Raw genomic sequence first — 20880 nt, forward strand, 5'->3', positions numbered from 1 at the left:
GTATCAACGCTGGTCAGTCGATGGCCTGGTCAAAATCGATGCCGATGCGGCGGCCAACCTCTTCATAGGCCTCGATCACACCCCCCAGCCCCTGGCGGAAGCGGTCCTTGTCCATCTTCTCACGAGTGGTGGCATCCCACAGGCGACAGCCATCGGGCGAAAACTCGTCACCCAGCATCACTTCGCCATTGAACAGACCGAATTCAAGCTTGTAATCCACCAGCAGCAGATTGCCCTTCAAAAAGAGTTTTTGAAGAATGTCGTTGATCCGGAAGGTCAGCTCGCGTGCGCGCACCAGATGTTCACGACGCGCCCAGCCAAAGGTTTCGGCCAGCGACTCATTGATCATCGGGTCGCCCTTCTCGTCATTTTTGAGAAAGAGCTCAAAGGTCGGCGGCTCAAGCGCAATCCCCTCTTCCACCCCCAGACGACGACACAGCCCACCGGCCGCGATGTTTCGCACCACACACTCTACCGGCATCATGGTCAAGCGCTTGACCTCACACTCGGTATCCGAGCGCAGCCGTTCAAAATGAACCGGAATACCCGCCTCTTTCAGGGCATCCATGATGAAGGCATTGAAGCGGTTATTGACGCGGCCCTTGCGCGCGAGCTGCTCGACCTTCTTGCCGTCAAAGGCACTGGTGTCGTCACGAAACTCAAGGATCAGGCGATCAGGATCATCGGTTTCAAATACGGACTTGGCCTTGCCCGCATAAAGTTCCTGGCGTTTTTCCACGAAAGTCTCCGGCAGGGAATCAGAGGGTGATAGAAAAGAAACGGGCTGACGTTGGCTGCCTGCCATGCCCGTCATGTCGTTGCATCAGCTGACCGACTGCCAGTCAACGGTGCGCCCCTGCTGGGCAATGACCAGCCGCGACTCATCGTTATCCAGCAAGGGCCTTAACGCCTCAAAGGCAAGCTCGGGCAGATTATTCTTCTCTGACAGATGCGACGCAACCAGTCGCTGCAGACGATCAGTGCCCAGCGTCTGCAAAAACTCTGCGGCCTGACGATTGGACAGATGGCCCAGCCTGCCGCTGACGCGACGCTTGAGACTCGGCGGATAGGGGCCGTAGTCCAGCATGCGTGAATCATGGTTGCATTCGATAAACAGTGCATCGCACTGGTCATAGCGCTTGATCACGTGCGGTGTGACCACGCCAAGGTCGGTCAGAAGACCCAGCCGATGCTCACCGGCCTGTATCAGGTATTGCACCGGCTCGCGTGCATCATGAGGCACGGTCACCGGCGTAATGTCGAAATCACCGATACTCAGGGTATCTTCCGGCGTGATCAGCACCACACTGATGGACGGATCAGGCTTGAGTGACAGCCAGGTTCCGACCGTCAGATAGACCGTCAGGCCAAACCGGCGTGCCAGGGCAAACACACCGCGAACATGATCGATATGCTCATGCGTGACCAGGATACCGGCCAGCGTGGCCGGATCCATGGCAAGTGTCTGCATGCGCCTGATCGCTTCACGGATGCCAAAGCCGCAGTCCACCAGCACCGTGGTTCCGGCACTGCTGACCAGCGTGGCATTGCCGCGACTGCCGCTTCCCAGCGATGCAAATCGCATCAGCGCAAAATCGAGGCCACACCGTCAAGCAGGTCATGGGCCCTTTGCTGATCGACCGGCTTGCCGTCACTGTCGGTCACACTGACGTAGGTGGCGCTGTCCGACGGCGAGAGATGCAGCAGATACTGCTGCGTTTCATCGCTGCTGCCCCGGAAGGGAATCCAGCTGCCCTCGCCCTTGACCGTATATTCCACGGTAAAGACACGCTCGCTGCGATTTTGATCGATCAGATGGCGATTGGGGGTCTCGTAATTGTTCTCCAGCTGCCAGGCAAGCTCTGCCCAGGCGCGCGGAAAATCAAGGGCCAACGCCAGACGCCAGTTGTCATCACGGCTTTCCAGGCGAACCCGGTCATTGCGTGACAGGTTCTGCGCCACCAGAGAAACACCGCTTTGCGGCGCGCTGGAAGACAGATACTGACTGACCTGGTTCAGACAGGCTTCCACGCTATTGCCGCCCTGCTGACAATAGACATCCGTGGTGTTGTTGCGAATACCCTGACGCACTGACAACACGCCACGATCGGTCGTGATCTGACCAGTATTGCCGTCGATGTTTTGTACCTGATAGCCGTTGGCACGCACGAATTCCTGAAGCCTTGGCCAGATGGCACCGGGGGCGGCGCTGACCACCAGCCAGCGATTGCCGTCGGCCTGGCGGGGCTCGACAAACCGCGTGTCACGGTCGCTGGTCGACAGGGTCTGCGGACGCGGCGGCTCGTAGCCGTCACGATCCTTGATAAAATCGTTGGAGGCCTGCGGTACCGGCATCGCATCCTGATAGCGCGTCTGGTCACGCGAGGCCGGAAGCTCCAGCGGCGACGTCATTTCGGCGTCGGCATACTCGCTGTTACGGTCATGGTAATAGCCACTGCCACAGCCTCCCATCACGAGCAACAGTGGCGTCACCATCATCCAGCGTGTCTTGCTCATTGATCCATCACTCCGGCCAGCTGCAGCGCCTCGGCTACGGTGGATTGGTATTTTTCGGAAAGCCAGGTCAGGGGCAGGCGAATGCCGTTTTCCATCAGACCCATTTGATTGAGCGCCCACTTGACCGGAATCGGGTTGGCCTCGATACCCAGTACCGAATGCAGCGGCATCAGTCGGGTATTGATCTGGTGGGCACGATCGTAGTCGCCACCAGTGGCAGCGGTGCAAAGATCGTGCATGGCACGCGGCGCCACATTGGCCGATACCGAGATGGCACCATGCCCGCCGGCAAGCATGAATTCGCAGGCCGTCGGATCATCACCGGAGTACAGCGCAAAATCACGCCCCTTGAGGCGCTCGATCAGATCCTCGGCACGCTCAAGGTTACCGGTTGCATCCTTGAGGCCAATGATGTTGTCGATCGATGCAAGACGCTGTGTGGTCTCGTTGTAGAGATCCACACCGGTACGACTGGGCACGTTGTACATGATGACCGGCAGATCGCAGGCCTGTGCCACGGCCTTGAAGTGCTGATACAGCCCTTCCTGGGTTGGACGGTTGTAATAGGGCGTCACCGACAGGCAATAGTCGGCACCTACGTCCCTTGCATAGCGTGCAAGCTCAACGGCTTCTGCCGTGGCATTGGCGCCGGTACCTGCAATTACGGGAACGCGGCCATTAACCGTTTCAACGACCGTGCGAATCACATCGAAGTGTTCGGCAACGCTCATGGTAGTGGGCTCACCGGTGGTACCGGCCGCCACGATGGCATCAGTGCCGTGCTCGAGATGCCAGCTTACAAGACGCCTGAGGGCGTCCCAGTCGATGGCCCCATAGGCTTTCATGGGCGTCGCCAGAGCGACCATGCTGCCAGTGATCATCCCGCCAACCTCTTGCTTTGAATTCATTTGAAAGCGGCCCTGTCATGGCCGCCGGTACAGACCTGTGCCGGTATTGTCTGCCTGCCGGGCAGAACACTCGGGGTCGGTCATCAGGCTGACGATGGTACTCGGCGCACCCCATGCTGTACAGACACAGCCAGGCAGGAAAACGCGCCCTCGTCCCGCGAGCGGCTGATTTCACCCGCAGTCTCGGTTATTGTCACAAGTCTCGTCTGGCGCCGTACCGCTGGCGCCATCCCCCGCTTCAGGATGGCCGAAGAACGGCCATGCGTTTTATCTTCAGGGAGCACTGACATGAGCATCACCCTCGGCACGCCCGCCCCGGACATCACGCTGGAGGCTACCGGCGAAACAGGCTTCAACCCGGCTGCCTTCAAGGGAGAGCAGGTTGTGCTTTATTTCTATCCAAAGGATGCCACACCGGGCTGTACAACAGAGGGGCAGGATTTTCGCGACCGCATGGCGGCCTTTGAACAGGCCAATACGCGTGTGTTCGGCGTGTCGCGTGATTCGCTGCGCCGACATGAAAACTTCAAGGAAAAGCAGGGATTCCCCTTTGAGCTGGTCAGTGACCCGGAGGAAACCCTGTGCAGAGCGTTTGATGTCATCAAACTCAAGAAACTTTACGGCAAGGAGCATGAAGGTATCGAGCGTAGTACCTTCCTGATCGACCGGGAGGGCAACGTTGCAGCGCTCTGGCGCAAGGTCAAGGTAGCAGGCCATGTCGACGAAGTGCTGGCTGCGGCCCAGGCCTTGAACGCTGAACGCTGAACGCTGAACGCTGAACGCTGAACGCTGAACGCTGAACGCTGAACGCCAGGCCATGATGGCCCTGCATGCCTGCAGGGCCATCGAGGTTATTCGACGGCGGCAGAGCCTTCCTTGCGTAGCGCACTGGCGCCACGCGGCCAGGCAAACATGAGGGACTTGATCAGCGTGGCCAGCGGAATGGCGAAAAAGATGCCCCAGAAGCCCCAGATGCCGCCAAAAAAGAGCACGGCCAGAATAATCGCCACCGGGTGTAGATTGACGACTTCCGAAAACAGCAGAGTGACCAGAACGTTGCCATCCAGCGCCTGAATGATGGCATAGGCCAACAGCACATACATAAACTGCTCATCAAACCCAAAGTGGAGCCCGGCCGAAGCAGCCACCGGCAGCGTGGCCGCTGCCGCCCCGATGTAGGGCACCAGCACGGAAAGCCCTACCACGATCCCCAGCAGTACCGCATAGGGTAACCCCAGCGCCCAGAAGGTAAAAAAGGACACCACGCCCACAATCATGATTTCGATGAACTTGCCACGAATGAAGTTGGCAATCTGAGCATCCATTTCACACCAGACCCGCGTCATCAAAAGGCGTTTTTTGGGCAGCAGCGACAGAAAAAAGCCGATCAGACGCTCACGATCCTTGAGCATGAAAAAGACCAGGATCGGCACCAGCACCAGATAAATGATGACACCGAGCACACCGGCCAGCGAACTCAAGGACAGGCTGACCACCCGCCGCCCCAGCTGCGTGGCCTCCTGACTGGCCGTGTTGATCAGGTGCTGCACCTGGTCGGGTGTCACGATACTGGGGTAGCGCGCCTGCAGATCGCTTAAAAGCTCCTGGCTGCGATACAGGATGGCCGGCAGCCCCTGCACCAGACGGGCAAACTGATCCCACACCATCGGAAAAATGATCAGGGCAAAAAAGAGCATCGCCCCGACAAACATCAAAAGCACCAGGCAGACGGCAGGCAGTCGTGACAGCCCCAGCCGTTCGAGCCAGCGCACCACACCCTGCAGCAAAAAGGCAAAGACGAGCGCTGTCAGAAACGGCGCCAGCATGCCACCGAAAAAGATGATGATGGCAAATCCCAACACCAGCAGCGCGCCCAGGGTGACCGCTTCCTCATCCGAGAGGTAGCGCTCCATGAAATGGTTCCAGAGCTTTTTAAAGGTCATCAAGTTATTGTCACCATAAGGGTCCATCCAGCGGGCGCGGGCATCAGCATCCCTTGATCAATACGTAGTGCCAGGTGTCATCATCATGTCGGCGCGCAGCAAGCTGGTGTGCCGTATGCGCCACAAAACTTTCAAAATCACGCCACGAGCCGGGATCGGTACAGATGACGTGCAGATGCTGGCCCTCCTTCAACGCGGCCAGCGCCTGACGCGCTTTCAAAAGCGGCATCGGACAGTCAAGTCCGCGGGCATCCAGCACATGATCGGCGGCCTGCTCCATCTGCTTGATGTCATCAAGATTTTCCAACGCTACTGGCTCCTCTGCTGGTTGTAATCGGCACGATTTAAAGGCAACTTGATGTTACCGGCAACCATTGCTGCCTGTTGCAAACAGACAGTCACTTCTGCCCTTTCATGTCTCCATCGCCATCCGGTAAGCATGCCATGTCAAGGCGTACGCGTTTTCGATGCATTATTACAGCTGCCCTGCTGCTTGGCACGGCCACCTCATCGGTGACATCACTGGCCGGCCAGCTCCCCACGCTGGGAGACGCGTCCGGAAGCTACAGCAGTCAGGAAGAGTTTCGCCTCGGACGGGCCTGGCTGCGAGAATTTCGTGCTCACGTCGGACAATGGCGCGACCCCATCACGCAGGACTATCTCAACTCGCTGATCGCAAGGCTTTTGCCCAACAGCCAGCTTGATGATGTCACTCCTGTGGTCACACTGGTCTCGAGCCGAACGCTGAACGCCTTTGCCGTTCCCGGCGGGGTCATTGGCATCAATACGGGGCTATTTGCCTACGCGCCCGACCAGGACGCGTTTGCCTCGGTCCTTGCCCATGAAATGGGCCATCTGTCCCAGCATCACTTTGCCCGTGAAATGGCGCGCAACGAACGCACCCAGCTGCCTACCATGGCTGCCATGCTGGCCGGCATGGTGCTGGCTGCCGGCGGCGGTGGCAACCTGGGCGTTGCCACCATGGCAGGCACCCAGGCCGCCGCCATGCAGAGCCAGCTGAGCTATTCGCGCCGCTATGAGCAGGAAGCCGACCGGGTCGGTCTGCAGGCCATGGCGCGCTCCAACATGGATCCCATGGCCATGCCGCGCATGTTTGCCACCATGCAGCGGCTGTCGAGCATGCAGGGCAACACCCCGCCCGAATTTTTGCTCACCCACCCCATGACCGACTCACGGCTGAGCAACACCACCAGCCTGGCCCAGCAATATCGCACCGGCAAGATCAGCGACCCGGGCCCCGAGTATGACCTGATCCGGGCTCGCGCCATGCTGGCAATGAACATGAGCGACCCGGGGTTTGTACGCACCCGACTTGAACAGGACAATGCCCACCCGATTGCCCTGCGCTATCTCGATGCCCTGAATGACAGCGTTAACCAGCGCACCGATCAGGCGCTGGCAGCGTTTGATCAGCTTGCCCGCGAGGCGCCAGATGTTCTGACGCTGGCGGCCAGTGCCGCCGATGCCGCACTCGATGCCGGCCGCCGCGAAGACGCCATTCGTCGCTGTGAACGTATTTTGCGCCTGACGCCCGACTACTATCCGGCGCAGATCATTCAGGCCGAGGCCCAGCTGGGCATTAACCCGGCGACGGCCTTTCGCAGCCTGCGAACGCTGGCCGATACCCACGCCGAGGACCCGGATGTATGGAACCTGCTCAGTGAAGCGGCCGGGCGCAGCAATCGCGACGACTGGGGTCATCTGGCGCTGGCCGAACAGCTTCAGCTCAAGGGCGACATCGACGGCGGACTGGAGCAGCTGACGCTGGCAGAGAAAGCGTCGCAGCAAAACGGTGATTACGCCCTGACCAGCCGCATTCGAGAACGGCGCAAGGATTTCAAACAGTATCAGGAGACGCTGGAGAAATTTCGCTAACCCGACAGATCGATTTTCAGGTCACGGACGCATGCAAAAACGCCTCATCCCCTTGCGGGGATGAGGCGTTTTCAAAACTGGTGGGTCGTGTAGGATTCGAACCTACGACCAATTGGTTAAAAGCCAACTGCTCTACCACTGAGCTAACGACCCGGAAATCAGACATCCAATGTGAAGCCCAAAACAATGACAATGCTTGTGGTGGGTCGTGTAGGATTCGAACCTACGACCAATTGGTTAAAAGCCAACTGCTCTACCACTGAGCTAACGACCCGACAATTCTGCCGACAATCACAAACATGCCATTATTTCTGTCGATATGGTGGGTCGTGTAGGATTCGAACCTACGACCAATTGGTTAAAAGCCAACTGCTCTACCACTGAGCTAACGACCCGCTCGACGGGCGCAAATACTACTTTGAAAGCATTCGCGATGCAAGCGCCTATTGCATAACCTTTGCGTTAACGACGCCCACTACCCTTGCGACCCTGCGGTGCACCCGCGCCACCCTTCTGATGGCTGCCTCGGCGTTCCTGCCCCTTGTCACTGTTGCCGGCCGGACGACGATTGCCTGTCGGGGCGGTAGAGCTCCAGTTCCCAAGGTCGCTGCGCTTTTCGTTGCGCTTCTCGCGGGGCGACATCGGCCGCACTTCATCACGGCGCTCACTGCGGCGGGGCGCGCTTTCCTGACGCTGAGGCGTACTGTCCTGGTGACGAGACGTACTGTCCTGGCGACGAGACGTACTGCCCTGACGAGGTGTGCCTTCCTGAGCATCGCTGCGCGCCGCTTCCGGCGACTTGACGCCGCGTACGGGACGACGCTTGTTCTTGTCGCGGTTCCAGCGGTTTTTTTCATCGGGTGTCAGCGCCGGCACCTTGCGCTTTTCAAGCTCGGCAAGCACGGAGAGGTCATCGACTTCCTGCTGGGTAAGCTCGGTCCACTCACCGGCCCGCGCACGCTTATCCAGAAAGACGCTGCCGTAACGAACCCGCTTGAGGCGGCTGACCGTCAGTCCCTGAGATTCCCAGAGCCTGCGCACTTCCCGGTTGCGCCCTTCCATGATGACCACATGGAACCAGGTGTTGATGCCCTCGCCACCGAACTCCTGAACGTCGGTAAAACGTGCCGGCCCGTCTTCGAGCATCACACCATCGACCATGGCACGAACATGTTCCATGGTCACATCGCCCATGACCCGCACGGCATACTCGCGCTCGATCTGCATCGAAGGGTGCATCAGGCGATTGGCCAGTTCTCCATCGGTGGTAAACAGCAGCAGACCGCTGGTGTTGATGTCCAGTCGACCGATGGCAATCCAGCGCTCTCCGGACAGGCGCGGCAGGTGTTCGAACACGGTGCGACGGCCTTCAGGGTCGCGACGCGTACAAAGCTCCCCTTCCGGCTTGTTGTACATGATGACGCGACGCGACGATGCCTCACTCGACTTCAGCGTGACCGGACGGCCATCCACGGTCACCCGGGCATCCTCGGAGATGCGATCGCCCAGTTTGGCCGTTTCACCGTTGACCTTGATGCGTCCGGCGCCGATGGCGGCTTCCATTTCGCGCCGTGATCCCAGCCCGGCACGGGCCAGTACTTTTTGCAGCTTTTCAGTGTTCATGCGAAGTCTCAATCTTCTGGGTAACTGGTTTGCGTCGATTTCTCATCGGGCCCAGCATCCGGGCCGTCGCGGTCTGCCCTGTCGCGCAGCCGCTCGGCCAGTCGTTGACCGATATCATCAAGACTCGGGCTCTGACGTGAAAGCATCGGCGTCTCAATCGACGAGCGTTCGGATGGCGCCTGCTCGCCTGCGGGCGAATCGGTCAGCGCATCCTCGGTGTTGCTGCTGCCGTCCTCGGCAGCGTCTTCGTTGACAGTGCCGGCGCTGGCACTATCGTCACTGTCAGTCTCTTCCCTGTCCTCATTGCCCGCCTCTTCGCCATCGGCTTTTTCACCAGCAGCGTCGTCTTCATTGCCTGACAACGCGCCAACGGTGGTCATCGAGGAATCTGATGGGTCTACCGAGGCGGACGTATGTGCATTGGGCGTGAGCTGTTCGAGCCAGTCAACGGTTTCTCCCTCTTTTACCGCACTGATCGGCGGCAGTGCATCCAGCGTACGCAGTCCGAAATCGTCAAGAAAGCTTCTGGTGGTGGCATACACCGCCGGGCGCCCGGGCACATCGCGATGCCCGACCACCCGCACCCAGCCGCGCTCTATAAGGGTACGCATGATCGAGGCACTGACCGAGACCCCTCGCACGTCCTCGATATCGGCGCGCGTAACCGGTTGACGATAGGCAATCAGGGCCAGCGTCTCCAGCAGGGCGCGCGAATAGCGCTGCGGGCGCTCATCCCAAAGGCGTGAGACCCAGGGAGAAAGCCCGTCGCGCACGCGAAGACGAAACCCGGACGCCGTTTCCTCAAGCACCAGGGCACTCTGTGTCAGTCGCGCGTCCAGCACTGCCAGCGCGTCCCGCAGCGCCCGACGGCCCGGACGCTCGTTATCATCGAAGACGACCTCGAGGCGCTCGAGCGTCAGCGGCTCGCCGGCGGCCAGCAGCACGCCTTCAAGAATATGATCCAGCGGCGGCGTCATGACATCCCCGCCTGCTCGTCGGTCTCGAACGGCTGCTCGAGGGCGTCTTCCTCGCTATCGGGCTGCTGCACCCGACCCCGTACGTGAATGGGCGACAGCGGCGCGTTCTGTACGATTTCGATCAATCGCTCCTTGCTTAGTTCCAGAATGGCCATAAAGGTCACCACGATCCCGGCCTTGCCTTCTTCGGGATCAAAGAGCGCTTCAAACGCGGTGAACTGTTCCTCGTTGATGCGCTCAAGAATGGCCATCATCCGCTCGCGGGTCGAGAGCACCTCTCGGGTAATCTGATGCTCCTGCTTGAAATCGGCGCGCTGCATTAGACTCGACAGCGCCCCCAGCAGCTCTGAAAGCTCGACATCCGGATGCTGCACGCGAGGCTGCAGCACTGGCAGGCCGACCTCGGCCTGATACCAGTCACGTCCCTGACGCGGCAATTCATCAATGGCCTGGGCGGCCAGCTTGATCTGCTCGTACTCCTGCAGGCGCCGCACCAGCGCCGCCGTTGGATCTTCCTCGTCATCCTCCTCGCTGGCACGAGGCGGGCGCGGCAACAGCGTGCGCGACTTGATCTCGGCCAGCATGGCGGCCATCAGCAGGTACTCGGCCGCCAGATCGATACCGCTGACCTTCATGAGCTCGACATATTCGATGTACTGACGGGTGACGGCCGCCACGTTGACGGCCAGAATATCGAGATTCTGACGCCGAATCAGATACAACAACAGATCCAGCGGCCCCTCGAAGGTTTCCAGAAAGACCCGCAGCGCCTCCGGCGGAATATAAAGATCCTCCGGCATCTCATGCAGCGGCTGACCGCCGACCATGACGGCAGGGGCAGCCTCGGGGGTCGGGCTGTGAAGATCACCGGACTGGGTCATGGAATACGACGTGAAGGCTCAAAATGATACGGGGCGTTGCGCAAGTTTATCAGGCCGCCCCGTTTCAAGCATCTGCATCCTGCTTCTCGGGTCAATGGCCCAAGGCTGCGTTGCTCAGGCGGGCCGTGCGGTTTTCGCAAAGCGCCGATAGGCAAACGGCTCGTCGCGCCCGGCTTCTTCCAGCGTCAGCGTCTGGATATCTTCATGCCAGGGCGAGTGCTGGCATACCGGATCCATCTGGCGAGCGTCACCGGTCATCATCATTGCCTGACAGCGACAGCCGCCATGATCGATGTCGAGTCGATCACAGCTCTGACACGTTTCGGGTAGAAAGTCGGTCCCGCGAAAGGCATTGAACGCCGGCGAGTGGTACCAGATGTCCGAGAGGCCATGCTCACGAACGTTCCAGAACTCAAGCCCCGGAATCGTTTGCGCCGCGTGACACGGTAGTCCCAGACCCGAAGGGGTGACGTTGATCGTTTGCTGTCCCCAGCCATTCATGCAGGGCTTGGGAAAGTGGGCGTAATAGTCCGGCACGACCGAATCGATCGCCAGGCGTCCCTTCAACCGCCCCCTGGCAGCCTCGACCGTTCTCAGCGCCGTCATCACATCTGCCCTTTTTGGCATCAGCGCTCCGCGATTGCGCAGTGCCCAGCCGTAATACTGGGCATGCGCCAGCTCCAGACGCTCGGCGCCAAGCCTGAGCGCCAGTTCGATAAAGTCATCGACCTGATGGATATTGGCCCGGTGCAGCACCACGTTGAGTGTCAGGGGCAGCCCGCGCGCACTTACCTCACCGGCAAAGGCGCACTTTTTGTCGAACGCCCCGCGCATCCCCGAAACATGCTCGGTGACGACATCATCGGCGCCCTGAAAGGAGAGCTGAACGTGATCCAGCCCGGCGGCGTCCAGCGCGGCCAGCCGCTCCGGCGTAATGCTGACGCCAGCGGTAATCAGATTGGAATAGAGGCCTTCCCGGGCACAGGTCTCGACCAGCTCGACCAGATCCGGCCGGGCGGCCGGCTCACCGCCGGAGAGATGCACCTGCAACACGCCCAGCGCCGATGCTTCGCGCAGCACACGCTGCCAGCCGGCAGTATCCAGCTCGTCACTGCGACGCTCGAGCTCAACCGGGTTGGAACAATAGGGACACTGCAGCGGACAGCGATGGGTCAGCTCCGCCAGCAGTCCCATGGGCGGTGCGGCAGTCGTTTCGGCTTGCGGCATATCGCTCATGAGATCACCTCCAGCACGCCACGATCGATCAGGGCATGAAACAGCGCCAGCACGTCATGGCGAATCTGGCGCCGCTCGGCATCATAATCAGCGACCAGCACGTCGACGATCTGCGACGCGGTGCGCTCGCCGTCAACGTGGGTCATGATCGCATGCGCGATCGCATCAAGCTGAAAGATGCGCTCTGGTGCCAACAGTACCCAGCCGCCGCGAGCGGCATCCTCGCGCATGCGTACGCCGCGCGGCAGGCGTACCACGGCGTTATCGTCAAGCGTTTTGCTCAAGGCGTGGCTCCTGCAACCAGACCGCTTTTGCCATCCCAGGCGCCCGGTGGGCGATGGCCTTCGACATAGGCATGCTGTAGCGCGTCCAGCATCGTCCAGAGCACATCGCACTTGAACACCAGCGCCTCCAGCACGGCCTGCTGTTGATCGGCGCGCAGAGCGTGCTCGCGCACATAGGCCAGCGCCCGCTCGGCATCGTGAGGCGCCTGGGTCAGGCGCGGCCGGAAATAATCCAGTGTTTCCTCGGACACAAAATCGTAGTGCTCGAGCATGCCCGACACACGCGACCCGATGACCTTTGGCGAGAACAGCTCGGTCAACGAGGACGCTACCGCCTCCAGCAGCGTGCGATCGCGCACGAAATGCGTGTAGGCCTCAACGGCAAAGCGGGTTGCCGGCAGAATCAACCGGGTCGAGCGCACCATCCCGCGCTCAAGCCCCAGCCCGTCGGTGAGCTTCAGCCAGCGCTCGATACCGCCCTCACCGGGCGCCTCCCCATCGTGATCGACCAGCCGGCTGCGCCACTCGCGGCGCCAGTCCGGGTCATCAAGGCGCGCCATCAGGGTGGCATCCTTGATGGGGATCATGGCCTGATAGTAATAGCGATTGAGCGCCCAGGCGCGCACCTGACAGCGATCGAGCTCTCCCCCCTGCAGGGCGAGCTGAAACGGATGGCGATGGTGATAGCGCGCCTCACCAATCTCGCGCAGACGCGCTTCCAGCGCCTCGGCACTCATCGGTTCAGTCACTTCAGTCAACGGTGCCTGGTGCGAACTCACGGTGTGATCTCCATGCCGTCAAAGGCGATCTCCCAACCGGCGTCTTCGGCCTCGCGGCGCTCGGGGCTGTCCTCGATCAAAACGGGGTTGGTGTTGTTGATGTGAATAAAGATGCGTCGGTCGATGGCAACGTCGGACAGGGCCGTCATGCTGCCGGCCTCTCCTGACATCGACATATGACCCATGCGCTGACCGGTCTTGTGACCGACACCGGCAAGAATCATTTCATCATCGCGCCACAGGGTGCCATCAAAGAGCAGCGCCGCAGCGCCGTCGAGCCGGTCCGCCAGACGCGGCGTGACCGTGGCGCAGCCGGGGATGTAATACAGTCGCTGACCGTCCAGCTCGAACTCGACCCCCACGGTCGATTCGCCCTCGGCACCGATATCCACCTGATCGCCTTCCAGATAGAGCGCGGTCTTGCCGGGCACGGCGAACACGGTGGCCATGAGGCCCGGCAGCAGCTCGATGCGGCTATCAAGTGCGACATCACAGCGCTGGACGCAGTCCGGGGCGAGCACGTTGAAAATCGGGTTATCACGCAGCACGCCATGAATCTCGGGCGTGGCATACAGTCGAAACGGGGAGCGCTCGCGCAGGCTCAAAAGCCCCGCCACGTGATCAACGTCACCATTGGTGACCAGAATCGACTGGATCGGCGTATGACGATCATCGCCCCGGGGCTGAAGCGCTGGTTCACGTTGCAGCTGGGCAAGTACTTCCGGTGCGCAGTTGATCAGCGCCCAGTGTTCGCCATCGACGGAAACGGCAATCGACGACTGTGTCCGGGGGACAACACGCTGGGGTTCGGTGCGGGCAAGGCGGCATACGCTGCAGCGGCAGTTCCATTGAGGCAGGCCGCCACCGGCGGCTGCCCCCAGTACGCGAACGCGCAAACGCCGCGCCCTGTCGTTGTCACTCTTCAATGTCGATTTCAATCTCGGCAGGCAGATAAACACTGGCTTCCATACCAGCACTGATTTCGTTGACTTCGGGGGTGGACCAGCTCATGAAAGGCTCCTTGATCGCAAACGGATCACAAATCGATGGTAACAATGCTGCCGGGCGGCAACGGTCTATATCTTAGCAGAATAACGATATTGGATGCTGCCTCTGCTCAGCTGCCATCGGCACTGTCCGCGCGTCGATAGCGCCCCTCATAATCAAAAAGACGTTCGCGCACCTGCCAGTAGCGCCCCACCTTGCGACCGACCACAAAATCCGGATGGCGCAGACGCTCACGTGACGCGATCACCTCATCGATGGTGGCCGGCTGCCAGTCACTGCCTGGTGCACGCAGATGCGGCTTCAGCCAGGCATGATAAAAGGCTCGGCGCTGCGCGGGCGTTTCCAGTGCATACCATTCCGACAGCGTGGCGCCGTCCTCATCGACGTAGGTCACCTTCAAACGGGCCAGGCCACGACCGTTGACGCTTTCCTCCAGCATCATGCCACTGACCCTGAGGACTCGTGCATCCTTGAGCTTCAGGGCATCACGCAGCTTGTCATCGGCATCGATCAACTGCTCCTGACAGTGATGGCAGCGCCGGGCAGCGATATCGTTTTGCGCCCCGCACTGCTCGCAGACCTTGTAGCGAAAGCGGAAGTCACACTGCACCTGCTCGCCGCGTTCGTTATCGACCAGCCCCTGACAGCGCCGGCCGAAGTGCTCGATCACCAGCTCACCATCGCGCTTGCCCCAGAAGATATTGGCAAAACCGCACTCGGGGCACTCGACCTGTACCGGCTCGCTGTCGCTGTCCGGGCGCGGCGCATCGATTTCAGGGCCGAACAGATCCCACGGGTTCCCTGCATAATCCAGCACCAGGCAGTCGCGCTTGCCGGGAGACAGGCGCAGCCCACGCCCGACGATCTGCTGGTAAAGGCCCACCGACTCGGTCGGCCGCAGGATCGCAATCAGATCCACATGCGGGGCATCAAAACCGGTGGTCAGTACCGCCACGTTCACCAGGTATTTCAGCTCACGATTTTTAAAGGCCTCGATCAGCCGCTCTCGCTCGCGCCCGGGGGTGGTACCGGTGACCAGCGCCGCCTGCGCCTCGGGCAGATAGCCCATGATCTCCTCGGCATGCGCCACAGTGGCGGCAAAGATCATCACGCCCTGACGGTCATGGCCCTGTGCCATCACATCTTCGATAATGACCGGCGTTGCCCGATTGCCGCTGACCACCCGGTTAAGATCGGACTCTGCGTACTGCCCGCCAATGCGGGGCGAGAGCTGTGAAAAGTCATAGCGGGCGATGGCAGCATCAATGCGTCGGGGCTCGGCCAGATAGCCCTGTCTGACCATGACGCGCAGGGGCTGCTCGAATACGCAGTCGCGGAAAAACGAGGTTTCCGGGCCGCGTACCATGCCGTGATAGTGGCGGTAATAGATAAACCCCTGCCCTAGCCGATAGGGCGTCGCCGTCAGGCCCAGCACCTTGATATCCGACCGGCTCGCCCGCAGATGATCAATCACCCGCTGGTAGCTGCCGGGCGACTGTCGACGCTTGCCGTCCGCCCTGTCGTCCACCATGGGCGCGACGCGATGGCACTCATCAATGACCAGCAGCGTGAACTGACCATCATCGAACTCATCAAGCGCGTTGATGACGGACTGCACCGAGCCGAAGACCACCTGGCGCTGACTGTCGCGTCGCCCCAGACCGGCGCTGAAGATGTCGGCGCGAAGCCCATAGGCCTCATACTTGGCATGATTTTGTGCCACCAGCTCACGGACATGGGCCAGCACCAGCACGCGGCCGCGGGCAATGCGCGCCAGCTCGGCAATCACGAGGCTCTTGCCGCTGCCGGTGGGCAAAACCACCACGGCCGGGTCGTGACTGCGGCGGAAATGACCGACGACGCGCTCGACGGCCTCCTTTTGATAGGGGCGTAGCTGTGGGGGTGTCGTTAAAGACGCTGACATATCCTTATACTGGTCCTGTAATCCCTGGGTTGCGGGACTGGCTGAATGTTTAAAACCGTCACCTCCGGTGACCAAAGAGGCGCGCAATGCAGGCCAACACACAGATCGAGCACTACATTGAAGGCCTGGGCGCCATGGATTTCCAGGTGGAGGCCATCGATACTCACGCGGCGCGCATCACGCTCGAAAACCTTGAGTTCGTGCTGGTCGTGGCCGAAGACGAGCCGGCCTTTTTCCAGCTGATGCTGCCCGGGGTCTGGCAGGCCGATGCCAGCACGGACCGCGCCCAGTTGCTCGACGTTGCCAATGACGTCATGAATGCCATCAAGGCGGCCAAGGTCGTCATCCACGGTGAAGCCGTTCATGTCAGCGTAGAGCAGTTTGTGGCAGGTCCCGAGCAGGGCATTGCACTGGTGCCGGGACTTCTGGAGCTTTTGCGAAGCGCCGTGGCAGAGTTTCATGAACGCATGGGCATGGGTCCAGCGCCCAGAGTTCACTGACAAGCAATCGTATTAATGTCACAAGGCCTTGTTACCGCTTCGAAAATTTCAATGTCTGCAGGAGAATCATGATGAGCACGACCAATGCCAATTTTGTCGTTCTGGCTGAATTCAACATCCGGGAAGGTCAGCGCGATGCGTTTCTGGCGCTGGCCCACAACGACGCCAACGAGTCGCTGGCCAATGAAAGCGGCTGCCATCAGTTTGATGTGCTGGTGCCGGAAGGCGATGGCAACACCGTCATTCTTCATGAGGTCTATACCGATCGCGCGGCGTTTGACAAGCACATGGAAATGCCGCACTACAAGCCCTTCAAGGAAGGCACCGACCCGCTGCTGGAAGCGGCACCGACCGTACGCTTTTTGACTCCGGCCGCACGTCCGCAGAGCTGAGCTTTTGCTGGCACAAGATGTGCCTGACACACGAAAGGGCCTCGACAAGAGGCCCTTTTTTATCTCCAGTCACCGCTTTCGAACAACGCCTAGCCTACCCACTTCCTTGCGTTGCGGAACATGCGCATCCAGCCGCCGGCCTCCTGCCACTCCTGCGGACGCCAGGAGTTGGTCACGGCACGTGCCACACGCTCGGGGTGCGGCATCATGATGGTCACGCGGCCATCGCTGCTGGTCAGACCGGTAATCCCGGACGGTGAGCCGTTGGGGTTGGCCGGATAGCCGGTGGTCACCTCGCCAAGGTTGTCGACGTAGCGTAGTGCGACCGTGCCGCTGGCCTGCGCCTGACGCAGATGGCTGCCATCGCGGAACTGCGCCTGCCCTTCCCCGTGGGCCACGGCAATCGGCATCCGGGAGCCTGCCATGTCGGCCAGGAAAAGCGATGGCGTGGACTCGACGCGGACCATGGAGACGCGCGCCTCGTACTGCTCGGACAGGTTGCGCACAAAGCGCGGCCAGTGATCGGCGCCGGGAATCAGCGATTTGAGCTGGGAAAGCATCTGACAGCCGTTGCACACGCCAAGGGCAAAGGTGTCTTCACGCTCGAAAAAGTGTGCAAACTGATCGCGCCCGCGCTCACTGAAGAGAATCGACTTCGCCCAGCCGCCACCGGCCCCCAGCACGTCCCCATAGGAAAACCCGCCGCAGGCCGCCGCCCCCTGGAAGTCGGCCAGATCCACACGCCCTTCCAGAATGTCCGACATGTGAACATCGATGGCTTCGAAACCGGCGTTGATGAAATTCCACGCCATCTCGAGCTGTCCGTTGACGCCCTGCTCGCGAAGAATCGCCACCCGTGGCGCGGCCCCCTTGTTGATGAAGGGCGCGGCCACGTCGTCATTAACGTCGTAGCTCAGCGAGGCATGCAGCCCCGGATTGCGGGTTTCATCAAGGCCGTCAAATTCCTGGCGGGCGCAGTCGGGATTATCGCGACGGGCCTGCAGCTGATAGCTGGTCTCCGCCCAGGTGCGAAGGGCATGAACCCTGGTGGTCTCGATCAATACGGCGTCATAAAGCGTGACCGAGAAGCGATCATCTCCGGTCGGCGCACCGATGCGATGTACGCATTCGCCAAGACCTGCCGCTGCCAGCGTGGCCAGTGCGGCATCAACCTCGTCACGGTGCACCTGGATAACGGCGCCCGGCTCCTCGGCAAAGAGTGCCTCGGTCGCCTGATGGGCATCGCGCACCAGCGCGTCAAGCGTGACAGCCAGACCGCAATGACCGGCAAAGGCCATTTCGGCCAGCGTGGTCAAAAGCCCGCCGTCGCTGCGGTCATGATAGGCCAGCAGCTGGTTGTCACGATTGAGGGTCTGAATGGCGTTGAAAAAGCCGGCCAGATCTTCGGGGGCATCAAGGTCCGGCGCGTGGGCACCCAGCTGGCCATAAACCTGCGCCAGGGCCGAACCGCCCAGACGGTTCTTGCCACGACCGAGATCAATCAGGAGAAGCTCGGTCTCTTCACGCGGATCGAGCTGCGGGGTCAGGGTTTTTCGGACATCGCTGACCGGGGCAAAGGCCGAAATAATCAGCGACAGCGGCGCCGTGACGGCCTTGTCGCGCTCGCCATCGCGCCAGGCAGTGCGCATCGACATGGAATCCTTGCCAACCGGAATGGCAATGCCCAGTGCCGGGCAAAGTTCCATGCCTACGGCATGTACCGCGTCATACAGCGCCTGGTTTTCGCCTTCGTGGTCGGCAGCACTCATCCAGTTGGCCGACAGCTTGATATCGCCAAGGGACTCGATGGACGCGGCGGCGATATTGGTAATTGCCTCGGTGACGGCAAGGCGTGCCGAGGCGGCCGGCGAGATCAGCGCGGCAGGCGTACGCTCACCCATCGCCATGGCCTCACCGGCGAAGGTATCAAACGACGCCGTGGTGACGGCGCAGTCCGCCACCGGCACCTGCCAGGGGCCGACCATCTGGTCGCGCACGCTCATGCCGCCCACGGTACGATCGCCAATGGTGATCAAAAAGCTTTTGGAAGCCACTGCCGGCAGTTGCAGCACACGATCCATGGCTTCATTGAGGTCGAGATTGTCCAGCATCAGGGCCGGCTGACTGACCTCACGGCGCTCGAAACTGCGCTGCATTTTCGGCGGCTTGCCGAACAGCACGCTCATGGGCAGATCGATGGGACGGCTTTCAAAGTGCTTGTCGACGACCGTAATCTCATGCGCTCGCGTGGCTTCGCCGACCACGGCAAACGGGCAGCGCTCGCGCGCGCACAGCGATTCGAAATATTCGATCGATTCCGGTGCCACGGCCAGCACATAGCGTTCCTGCGCCTCGTTGCACCAGATTTCCAGCGGCGTCATGCCGGGTTCGGCACTGGGCACATCGCGCAGATTGAACAGGCCACCGCGGCCGCCATCCTTGACCAGTTCCGGCAGCGCATTGGAAAGCCCGCCGGCGCCCACGTCATGGATAAAGCTGATCGGGTTGTCCTCGCCCAGCGCAATGCAGCGATCGATGACTTCCTGGGCGCGACGCTCCATCTCGGCGTTGTCGCGCTGTACCGAGGCAAAATCCAGCGCGTCGCTGGTACTGCCGGAGGCCACGGATGAGGCCGCCCCGCCGCCCAGTCCGATCAGCATGGCGGGCCCGCCCATGACAATCAGCTTTGCGCCTTCGGCAATCTCGCCCTTGAGCACGTGCTCATCCCGTACGCTGCCATAGCCGCCGGCCAGCATGATGGGCTTGTGATAGCCGCGCCGCTCGACGCCGGCCGGACCCACCACGTCGTGCTCGTAGGTGCGAAAATAGCCATTGAGTGCCGGGCGGCCAAATTCGTTGTTGAACGCCGCCGCGCCGATCGGCGCCTCGATCATGATGTCGAGTGCACTCTTGATGCGCTCGGGCTTGCCGTAATCGAATGCCTCCCAGGGCTGCAAAAGCTCGGGAATACGCAGATTGGAGACAGTAAAACCGGTCAGGCCCGCTTTGGGCTTGCCGCCACGGCCTGTGGCGCCCTCGTCACGAATCTCGCCGCCGGCGCCGGTGGCCGCGCCCGGATAGGGGGCAATGGCGGTTGGGTGATTGTGCGTCTCAACCTTCATCAGGATATGGATCGGTTCCTGATGGGTGACAAAACGAAAGTCACGGCTGTCGGCCAGAAAGCGACCCGCTTCATGGCCACGGATAATGGCGGCGTTGTCGCTGTAGGCAGACAGCACATTGTCCGGCGAACACTTGTGAGTGTTGCGGATCATACCGAACAGGGAGTGTGTCTGCGCCTGACCATCGATGCGCCAGTCAGCGTTGAAGATCTTGTGGCGACAGTGTTCGGAATTGGCCTGAGCGAACATCATCAGCTCAACATCGCTGGGATTGCGCCCCAGACCAGTAAAGGACTCGACCAGATAGTCAATTTCGTCCTCGGCCAGCGCCAGGCCCAGCGTGACGTTGGCCTCGACCAGCGCACTGCGCCCGCCACCCAGAATGTCCACATGGCTTTCCGGGGCCGGCGAATGGCGCTGAAACAGCTTCGCGGCGTCACTGGCGTCCACCAGCACGGTCTGTGTCATGCGATCGGCCAGCACCTGTCGAATCGCCTCGACCTCCTCTTTCGAGGGCAGCGTGTCGGTTTCGACAAAATAGGCCACGCCCGCCTCGATGCGACGCACGTCAGTCAGCCCGCAGTTGTGGGCGATGTCAGTGGCCTTGGAAGACCAGGGGGAGACGGTTCCAAAGCGCGGCACGACCAGATACAGCGCGCCTGTCGGCGTCGAGTCCGCACGCTCACTGGCCTCAAGCAGCGCACAGAGTCGCTCGAGCACCCCGGGCTCCGGCGCCTGCTCGACGTCCAGAAAATAGCGGTGCATCGCCTGCACACCGGTCACGCCCGGCATGGCCTCGCGCAGGCGGGCAAGCAGGCGGGCATGACGAAAGGAAGAAAGGGCACTCTGGCCGTGCAGCTCGAGCATGACGAACGAAGCCTCTACTGACT

Annotated in this window: 18 protein-coding genes, 3 tRNA genes and 1 pseudogene; 4 read left to right on the forward strand and 18 right to left on the reverse strand. The window is 60.9% G+C overall.

What is annotated here, in order from left to right:
• Positions 1-13 precede the first annotated feature (13 nt).
• The 4 genes from purC to dapA all read right to left on the reverse strand — a co-directional run bounded on the left by purC (position 14) and on the right by dapA (position 3398).
• A complete protein-coding gene (gene purC, locus ACUN8C_RS11180) occupies positions 14-739 on the reverse strand; it encodes a phosphoribosylaminoimidazolesuccinocarboxamide synthase (RefSeq protein WP_445619288.1) in 726 nt (241 codons plus the stop codon).
• A gap of 84 nt (positions 740-823) precedes the next feature.
• Positions 824-1585, reverse strand: coding sequence for an MBL fold metallo-hydrolase (locus ACUN8C_RS11185; protein WP_445619289.1), 762 nt, complete (start codon positions 1583-1585; stop codon positions 824-826).
• A complete protein-coding gene (gene bamC, locus ACUN8C_RS11190; protein ID WP_445619290.1) occupies positions 1585-2517 on the reverse strand; it encodes an outer membrane protein assembly factor BamC in 933 nt (310 codons plus the stop codon). The genes ACUN8C_RS11185 and bamC overlap by 1 nt, the downstream gene beginning before the upstream one ends.
• Positions 2514-3398: a 4-hydroxy-tetrahydrodipicolinate synthase gene (gene dapA, locus ACUN8C_RS11195; RefSeq protein ID WP_445621854.1), complete on the reverse strand. Its 885-nt coding sequence runs from the start codon at positions 3396-3398 to the stop codon at positions 2514-2516. Before dapA ends, bamC begins: the two co-directional genes overlap by 4 nt.
• A gap of 315 nt (positions 3399-3713) precedes the next feature.
• On the opposite strand from dapA, the gene ACUN8C_RS11200 reads away from it, so the two are divergent.
• A complete protein-coding gene (locus ACUN8C_RS11200) occupies positions 3714-4190 on the forward strand; it encodes a peroxiredoxin (protein ID WP_445619291.1) in 477 nt (158 codons plus the stop codon).
• A gap of 86 nt (positions 4191-4276) precedes the next feature.
• Here the strand turns inward: ACUN8C_RS11200 and ACUN8C_RS11205 are convergent, their stop codons facing one another.
• Together ACUN8C_RS11205 and ACUN8C_RS11210 are read right to left on the reverse strand one after the other, a co-directional pair.
• On the reverse strand, positions 4277-5368 hold the full coding sequence (locus ACUN8C_RS11205) for an AI-2E family transporter (protein ID WP_445621855.1): 1092 nt from the start codon (positions 5366-5368) through the stop codon (positions 4277-4279).
• 43 nt (positions 5369-5411) lie between these two features.
• Positions 5412-5675 carry a sulfurtransferase TusA family protein gene (locus ACUN8C_RS11210; protein ID WP_445619292.1) on the reverse strand — a complete coding sequence of 88 codons (264 nt, stop codon included), beginning with the start codon at positions 5673-5675 and terminating at the stop codon, positions 5412-5414.
• A 137-nt stretch (positions 5676-5812) separates the two neighbouring features.
• On the opposite strand from ACUN8C_RS11210, the gene ACUN8C_RS11215 reads away from it, so the two are divergent.
• Complete coding sequence (locus ACUN8C_RS11215; RefSeq protein ID WP_445619293.1) at positions 5813-7264, forward strand: M48 family metalloprotease; 1452 nt, start codon at positions 5813-5815, stop codon at positions 7262-7264.
• Positions 7265-7342: 78 nt separating this feature from the next.
• Here ACUN8C_RS11215 and ACUN8C_RS11220 read toward each other — a convergent pair.
• The 11 genes and pseudogenes from ACUN8C_RS11220 to ACUN8C_RS11270 form a co-directional block, all read right to left on the reverse strand.
• Positions 7343-7417: transfer RNA gene (locus tag ACUN8C_RS11220), tRNA-Lys, on the reverse strand.
• A gap of 46 nt (positions 7418-7463) precedes the next feature.
• Positions 7464-7538 (reverse strand) — tRNA-Lys (locus ACUN8C_RS11225).
• A 46-nt stretch (positions 7539-7584) separates the two neighbouring features.
• Positions 7585-7659 (reverse strand) — tRNA-Lys (locus ACUN8C_RS11230).
• 391 nt (positions 7660-8050) lie between these two features.
• A pseudogene (gene rluB, locus ACUN8C_RS11235) lies at positions 8051-8887 on the reverse strand (23S rRNA pseudouridine(2605) synthase RluB); the annotation flags it as partial.
• A gap of 8 nt (positions 8888-8895) precedes the next feature.
• Positions 8896-9864 carry an SMC-Scp complex subunit ScpB gene (gene scpB, locus ACUN8C_RS11240; RefSeq protein WP_445619294.1) on the reverse strand — a complete coding sequence of 323 codons (969 nt, stop codon included), beginning with the start codon at positions 9862-9864 and terminating at the stop codon, positions 8896-8898.
• Positions 9861-10745, reverse strand: coding sequence for a segregation and condensation protein A (locus tag ACUN8C_RS11245; RefSeq protein WP_445619295.1), 885 nt, complete (start codon positions 10743-10745; stop codon positions 9861-9863). Before ACUN8C_RS11245 ends, scpB begins: the two co-directional genes overlap by 4 nt.
• A 114-nt stretch (positions 10746-10859) precedes the next feature.
• A complete protein-coding gene (gene pqqE / locus ACUN8C_RS11250) occupies positions 10860-11981 on the reverse strand; it encodes a pyrroloquinoline quinone biosynthesis protein PqqE (protein ID WP_445619296.1) in 1122 nt (373 codons plus the stop codon).
• A complete protein-coding gene (pqqD, locus tag ACUN8C_RS11255) occupies positions 11978-12265 on the reverse strand; it encodes a pyrroloquinoline quinone biosynthesis peptide chaperone PqqD (RefSeq protein WP_445619297.1) in 288 nt (95 codons plus the stop codon). Before pqqD ends, pqqE begins: the two co-directional genes overlap by 4 nt.
• A complete protein-coding gene (gene pqqC, locus ACUN8C_RS11260; protein ID WP_445619298.1) occupies positions 12262-13044 on the reverse strand; it encodes a pyrroloquinoline-quinone synthase PqqC in 783 nt (260 codons plus the stop codon). The genes pqqD and pqqC overlap by 4 nt, the downstream gene beginning before the upstream one ends.
• Entirely contained in the window at positions 13041-13970 is a 930-nt protein-coding gene (pqqB, locus tag ACUN8C_RS11265) for a pyrroloquinoline quinone biosynthesis protein PqqB (RefSeq protein WP_445619299.1), read from the reverse strand. The genes pqqC and pqqB overlap by 4 nt, the downstream gene beginning before the upstream one ends.
• Before the next feature lie 191 nt (positions 13971-14161).
• Positions 14162-15976 carry a DEAD/DEAH box helicase gene (locus ACUN8C_RS11270; protein WP_445619300.1) on the reverse strand — a complete coding sequence of 605 codons (1815 nt, stop codon included), beginning with the start codon at positions 15974-15976 and terminating at the stop codon, positions 14162-14164.
• Positions 15977-16062: 86 nt separating this feature from the next.
• Here ACUN8C_RS11270 and ACUN8C_RS11275 point away from each other — a divergent pair, with 86 nt between their 5' ends.
• Entirely contained in the window at positions 16063-16476 is a 414-nt protein-coding gene (locus ACUN8C_RS11275) for a hypothetical protein (protein ID WP_108842544.1), read from the forward strand.
• A 68-nt stretch (positions 16477-16544) separates the two neighbouring features.
• Positions 16545-16868 (forward strand): putative quinol monooxygenase, encoded by a 324-nt coding sequence (locus tag ACUN8C_RS11280; RefSeq protein WP_445619301.1) that lies wholly within the window; start codon positions 16545-16547, stop codon positions 16866-16868.
• 89 nt (positions 16869-16957) lie between these two features.
• Here ACUN8C_RS11280 and purL read toward each other — a convergent pair whose 3' ends face one another.
• On the reverse strand, positions 16958-20857 hold the full coding sequence (gene purL / locus ACUN8C_RS11285; RefSeq protein WP_445619302.1) for a phosphoribosylformylglycinamidine synthase: 3900 nt from the start codon (positions 20855-20857) through the stop codon (positions 16958-16960).
• Positions 20858-20880: the final 23 nt, after the last annotated feature.

The organism is Kushneria sp. Sum13, assembly GCF_052692355.1.

What these genes read in the sequence shown, in the direction of transcription:
- ACUN8C_RS11280 (WP_445619301.1), top strand. Translation starts at nt 16,545, where the DNA reads ATGATGAGCACGACCAATGCCAATTTTGTCGTTCTGGCTGAATTCAAC.
- ACUN8C_RS11215 (WP_445619293.1), top strand. Translation starts at nt 5,813, where the DNA reads ATGTCAAGGCGTACGCGTTTTCGATGCATTATTACAGCTGCCCTGCTG.
- dapA (WP_445621854.1), bottom strand. Translation starts at nt 3,398, where the DNA reads ATGATCACTGGCAGCATGGTCGCTCTGGCGACGCCCATGAAAGCCTAT.
- bamC (WP_445619290.1), bottom strand. Translation starts at nt 2,517, where the DNA reads ATGAGCAAGACACGCTGGATGATGGTGACGCCACTGTTGCTCGTGATG.
- pqqE (WP_445619296.1), bottom strand. Translation starts at nt 11,981, where the DNA reads ATGAGCGATATGCCGCAAGCCGAAACGACTGCCGCACCGCCCATGGGA.
- ACUN8C_RS11275 (WP_108842544.1), top strand. Translation starts at nt 16,063, where the DNA reads ATGCAGGCCAACACACAGATCGAGCACTACATTGAAGGCCTGGGCGCC.
- ACUN8C_RS11245 (WP_445619295.1), bottom strand. Translation starts at nt 10,745, where the DNA reads ATGACCCAGTCCGGTGATCTTCACAGCCCGACCCCCGAGGCTGCCCCT.
- ACUN8C_RS11200 (WP_445619291.1), top strand. Translation starts at nt 3,714, where the DNA reads ATGAGCATCACCCTCGGCACGCCCGCCCCGGACATCACGCTGGAGGCT.
- scpB (WP_445619294.1), bottom strand. Translation starts at nt 9,864, where the DNA reads ATGACGCCGCCGCTGGATCATATTCTTGAAGGCGTGCTGCTGGCCGCC.
- ACUN8C_RS11205 (WP_445621855.1), bottom strand. Translation starts at nt 5,368, where the DNA reads ATGACCTTTAAAAAGCTCTGGAACCATTTCATGGAGCGCTACCTCTCG.
- purL (WP_445619302.1), bottom strand. Translation starts at nt 20,857, where the DNA reads ATGCTCGAGCTGCACGGCCAGAGTGCCCTTTCTTCCTTTCGTCATGCC.
- ACUN8C_RS11185 (WP_445619289.1), bottom strand. Translation starts at nt 1,585, where the DNA reads ATGCGATTTGCATCGCTGGGAAGCGGCAGTCGCGGCAATGCCACGCTG.
- ACUN8C_RS11270 (WP_445619300.1), bottom strand. Translation starts at nt 15,976, where the DNA reads ATGTCAGCGTCTTTAACGACACCCCCACAGCTACGCCCCTATCAAAAG.